We start from the raw sequence: 4,783 nt of genomic DNA on the forward strand, positions 1-4,783 counted from the left end.
TCGGTGAGCAGGTCGCCGCGGATCCGGTTCTCGGTCTCGGCGACGGAGCGGCGCAGCAGCAGGAGCAGGGCGGTGACCACGCTGGCCCGCTCGAACAGCCGCCGGTCGGCGTCGTCGAGGTCGGGGCGGCCGCGCAGCACCATGGTGCCGAGCGCGTCGTGCCCGGCCAGCACCGCGCAGACCCACTGCTCGCGGTGGCGTACGGACCGGCCCTCGGCGCGGGAGGCGGCAACCGCCTCGGCGAGTTCGGCGGCGGGGGCGGAGCGTCCGGCCAGCGGCTCGCCCTCGGCGTCCAGGACCGCTATCTCCCCGCCCAGCAGGGCGGCGACGGCGGCGGCGACGTCCGGTACCTCGGCGCCGCGCAGCACCAGGTCGGTGAGCCGGTCGTGGGCCTGCTCGGCGCGCTGGACGGCGGCGGAGTGGGCCCGGACCAGCTCGTTGGCGGCGTTCAGCTCGGCGAGCGCGGCCCGGGTGTCGGCCAGCGACTTGGCGGTGTCCAGGGCGATCGCGGCGTGCGCGGCCAGCGAGCAGAGCAGCGCGACCTCGTCGGGGGAGAAGGCGCGCGGCGAGCGGTCGGCGGCGAACAGGACGCCGATGACCTGCCCGCCGAGCAGCAGCGGCACCCCGATGATCGCCACCAGGCCCTCATCCAGCACGCCCGCGTCGATCGTGCCGGTGTGGTGGAAGCGCTCGTCGGTGCGGTAGTCGGGGGTGGCGTACGGGCGGGCGGTCTGGGCGACCAGCCCGCCCAGGCCGTGGCCGAGGCTGAGCCGCAGGGTCTGGAACAGGACGGAGACCGAGCCGTCGGTGACCCGCATGTAGGTGTCGCCGGCGGCCTCGTCCGGCAGGGTCAGGTAGGCGGTGTCGGTGCCGAGCAGCATCCGGGCCCGGCGGACGATCGCCTGGAGCACGGTGTCCAGGTCCCGGGAGGCGGCGAGGTCCCCGGCGGTGTCGAACAGGGCGGTCAACTCGGCCTCGCGGCGCCGGTGTTGACGCAGGGTGCGGTGGACCCGCAGGGCCTGCCAGGTGGCGTCGTCGATCTCGGCGAGGACGGCGGCCGGCGCCCCGCGGCGGCGGGCGTCGGCCAGCACGTCGGCGAAGTCCTCGGTGGCGGCGCCGGAGGCGAGCAGGTCGAGCAGTCGCCGCAGCGCGGGCGCGGCGCTTTCCTGAGGGTGGTTCATGGTGCGTGCTGCCAATCGGCGTCGGTTCCGTCGGTTCCGAGAAAGCGCGATCGTACCGGCTCGGCCCTCAGACGACGGCGGGCCTTCCGGCCGCGGCGGCGTCCGGCTCCGGGCCGTCCTGGCCGGCCTGCCCCTCGACCTCCGCGAGGTCCAGGCCCCTGGTCTCCCGGCCGCAGAGCACCGCCAGGACGGTGACCGCCGCCGCGATGGCGACGTACACCGCGATGGGGGTGGCGCTGCCGTAGTCCTTGAGCAGCGCGGTGGCGATCAGCGGCGCCGGGGCGCCGGCCGCCACGGAGGAGAACTGGGCCCCGATCGAGGCGCCCGAGTACCGCATCCGGGTCGCGAACAGCTCGGAGAAGAAGGCGGCCTGGGGCGCGTACATGGCGCTGTGGAAGACCAGTCCGACGGTCACGGCGGCGAGCAGCGAGCCGAAGGACCTCGTGTCGACCAGGCCGAAGAAGACGAAGGCCCAGGCGCCCACCCCGACCGCGCCCACCAGGTAGACCGGCCTGCGCCCGACCCGGTCGGACAGCGCGCCGAACAGCGGGATCAGCGCGAACTGGATCGCGGAGGCGACCAGCACGGCGTTCAGCGCGGTCTGCTTGGAGAAGTGGGCGTGGTTGACGGCGTACACGAGCACGAACGTCGTCATCACGTAATAGGAGATGTTCTCCGCCATCCGCGCGCCCATGGCCACCAGCACCTCCCGCCAGTGGTTCCGCAACACCTCGACCAGCGGCGGCCGTTCGGGAGCCTTCCGGGACTGCTGCGCCGCCAGCGCCTGCTTGAACAGCGGCGACTCGTCCACCGCGAGCCGGATCCACATCCCGACCGCGACCAGCACCGCCGACAGCAGGAACGGCACCCGCCAGCCCCAGGCCAGGAACGCCGCGTCCGACTGCACCGCCGTCATCAGCGACAGCACCCCGGCCGCCAGCAGGTTCCCGGCCGGCGCCCCGCCCTGCGGCCAGGACGCCCAGAAGCCCCGTCGCCGCTGGTCCCCGTGTTCCGACACCAGCAGCACCGCGCCGCCCCACTCGCCGCCGAGCGCGAAGCCCTGCACCAGCCGCAGCACCGTCAGCAGCACCGGCGCCGCGACCCCGATCGAGTCGTAGGTCGGCAGCAGTCCGATCGCCGTGGTCGACCCGCCCATCAGCAGCAGGCTCACCACCAGCAGCTTCTTCCGGCCCACCCGGTCCCCGAAGTGCCCGAACACCAGCGCCCCGAGCGGCCGCGCCGCGAAGCCGATCGCGTAGGTCAGGAAGGAGAGCAGCGTCCCGGTCAGCGGATCGCTGTGCGGGAAGAACAGCTTCCCGAACACCAGGGCCGCCGCCGTTCCGTACAGGAAGTAGTCGTACCACTCGATCGTCGTGCCGATCAGGCTCGCAGCCACCACTCTCGGGAGTGAACTGCTCGCCGCCGTACCTCGTGCGGAGGTGCTCATGGCCACCACTTCCAGAACCAGGGGGGAGACGATGTCGCCACAAGGTAGGAAGCGGCCGACCCCGGGACTATGTGGGCGGCCCACACAGTCCCGGGGTCGAATGTGCCCGCTCTCCCTATGAGAGGGATGGCCGGACCACGGAGCGCCCGTCGCTCAGTGCGCCGTCCAGCCGCCGTCGACGGGGAGGCTGGCGCCGGTGATGTACGAGGAGGCGGGGGAGCAGAGCCAGAGGGCGAGCTGGGCGACCTCGTCGGGTTCGATGAGGCGCTTCACGGCGGTGCGGTCGAGCATGATCCGCTCGACCACCTCGTCCTCGGGGATGCCGTGGGCGAGTGCCTGGGCGGCGATCTGCTTCTCCACCAGGGGGGTCCGGACGTAGCCCGGGTTGACGCAGTTGCTGGTGACGCCGTACGGCGCGCCCTCCAGGGCGACGGTCTTGCTCAGGCCCTCCAGTGCGTGCTTCGCGGTGACGTACGCGGACTTGAACGCGCTGGCGCGCAGGCCGTGGACGGAGGAGATGTTGACGACCCGGCCCCACCCCTGCTCGTACATGTGCGGCAGGGTGCGGCGCAGGATGCGGAAGGGGGCCTCGACCATGACGCGCTGGATGAGGGTGAAGCGGTCGGGCGGGAACTCGTGCACGGGGGCGACGTGCTGGAGGCCCGCGTTGTTGACGACGATGTCGGCGTCGTCCGGGAGGGCGTCCACGGCCCCGGGGTCGGCGAGGTCGGTGACGATCGCGCGGCCGCCGATCCGCTCGGCGAGCTCCTCGGCCGGGCCGGCCGCGAGGTCGACGACGTAGACCCGGGCGCCGGCCCCGGCGAAGGCCTCGGCGCAGGCCCGGCCGATGCCCGAGGCGGCCCCGGTGACCATGGCCGTGCGCCCGGCGAGCGGGCGGGCAGTAGAGGTGTCCATGGCCCAGAACGGTAGGAATCCGGCGGCCCCGCTCCCATGTGGCGGACCGCCACAGCATCCCGCCAGGTTGTGGCGTCGTCCGCCATGACGGCGACCCGCGGCCCGAACGGCGGATCGACCCTCGGAGAGGCCCTCGGGGAGGCCCCCGGAACCACCGACGGTTCGGCTACGGAAGACCAAACCCCTCCCGGCTCCGCTTCCCCACAATGGGCGCGGTTGCTTCACCCGTTCGGTGGATTGCTCGGTCAGATCCACCCATAGCGCCCGAATGCTCGCTACATTCACGCCGATTCCCGACAGGGGGCGCCGCCCCAGGCCGCCGAAGTGCTGGTGAGGCCCGGTGCGACGTCCGAGAGGTGTTGACAGACATGCCCCAACGGCCTGCAACCGACAGCCCGGCGTACGGACCGCTCGACCCGCTCGGCCAGCACCGAGGTCCGGTCGGCCGGACCCTTCCGGACGCCCCCGACGCACTGACCGCCGACGCCATGACCGCCGACACGCTGACGGCCGACGCCATGACCGCCGACGCGTCGACCACCGACACGTTGACCGCCGACGCCCCGGACGCCGACGACCTGCGGCTGCCGGTGCAGGCCACACCCGACCGGCACGAGAACCCCGTCGCGCCCGCCCCGGCCCGCGGCGCCGGCCACTCCGGCCCGGCCCCGCAGAACGGCCAGCTCGCGGCGCTGATCGAGGAGGCCGGCTTCTCGCACGCGGGCCTGGCCCGCCGGGTCGACCAGCTCGGCCTGGAGCACGGCCTCGACCTGCGCTACGACAAGACCTCGGTCACCCGCTGGCTGCGCGGCCAGCAGCCGCGCGGGGCCACCCCGGCGCTGATCGCCGAGGTCTTCACCCGCCGGCTCGGCCGCCGCCTCACCGCCCAGGACCTCGGCCTGGACGCCTGCGCCCCGGTCTACGCGGGCCTGGAGTTCGCCGAGACGCCGCAGGAGGCGGTGGACATCGTGGCGAGCATGTGGCGCAAGGACAACGGCCCGCAGTCCGAGCTGCGCCGGATCGCCTTCACCCCGGCCGGCCTGGTCGTCCCCAGCCGGGACTGGCTGATCGGCCGCACCGACGAGCGGGTCGCCCGGGACGGCTCCACCCTGGCCCGGCCGGACACCGCCACCGGTCCACCCTCCGGCAGCGCCACCTCCGCGGCCATCACCGGCGCCCCGGCGCCGGGTGCGCCCGGCGCGTCCCCCGGGAGCCCGTTGCGAGGCCCGGCCCCCGGCGT

At 74.0% G+C, this 4,783-nt stretch carries 3 protein-coding genes and 1 pseudogene; 1 reads left to right on the forward strand and 3 read right to left on the reverse strand.

Annotation, left to right across the window (positions count from 1 at the left end; all coding sequences use genetic code 11):
- The 3 genes from AE652_RS35410 to AE652_RS35420 form a co-directional block, all read right to left on the reverse strand.
- Window positions 1–1,181 (reverse strand): GAF domain-containing protein (locus AE652_RS35410; RefSeq protein ID WP_049659104.1); only part of this gene is annotated, 1,181 nt, incomplete at its 3' end.
- Window positions 1,182–1,248: 67 nt separating this feature from the next.
- Window positions 1,249–2,628: an MFS transporter gene (locus tag AE652_RS35415; protein ID WP_049659105.1), complete on the reverse strand. Its 1,380-nt coding sequence runs from the start codon at window positions 2,626–2,628 to the stop codon at window positions 1,249–1,251.
- Between the two features lie 153 nt (window positions 2,629–2,781).
- Window positions 2,782–3,543, reverse strand: a complete 762-nt coding sequence (locus AE652_RS35420) for a 3-hydroxybutyrate dehydrogenase (protein ID WP_049659106.1) — start codon at window positions 3,541–3,543, stop codon at window positions 2,782–2,784.
- 368 nt (window positions 3,544–3,911) lie between these two features.
- Here AE652_RS35420 and AE652_RS48700 point away from each other — a divergent pair.
- A pseudogene (locus tag AE652_RS48700) lies at window positions 3,912–4,783 on the forward strand (hypothetical protein); the annotation flags it as partial.

The organism is Kitasatospora sp. MY 5-36, assembly GCF_001182915.1.
Classification (GTDB): Bacteria; Actinomycetota; Actinomycetes; order Streptomycetales; family Streptomycetaceae; genus Kitasatospora.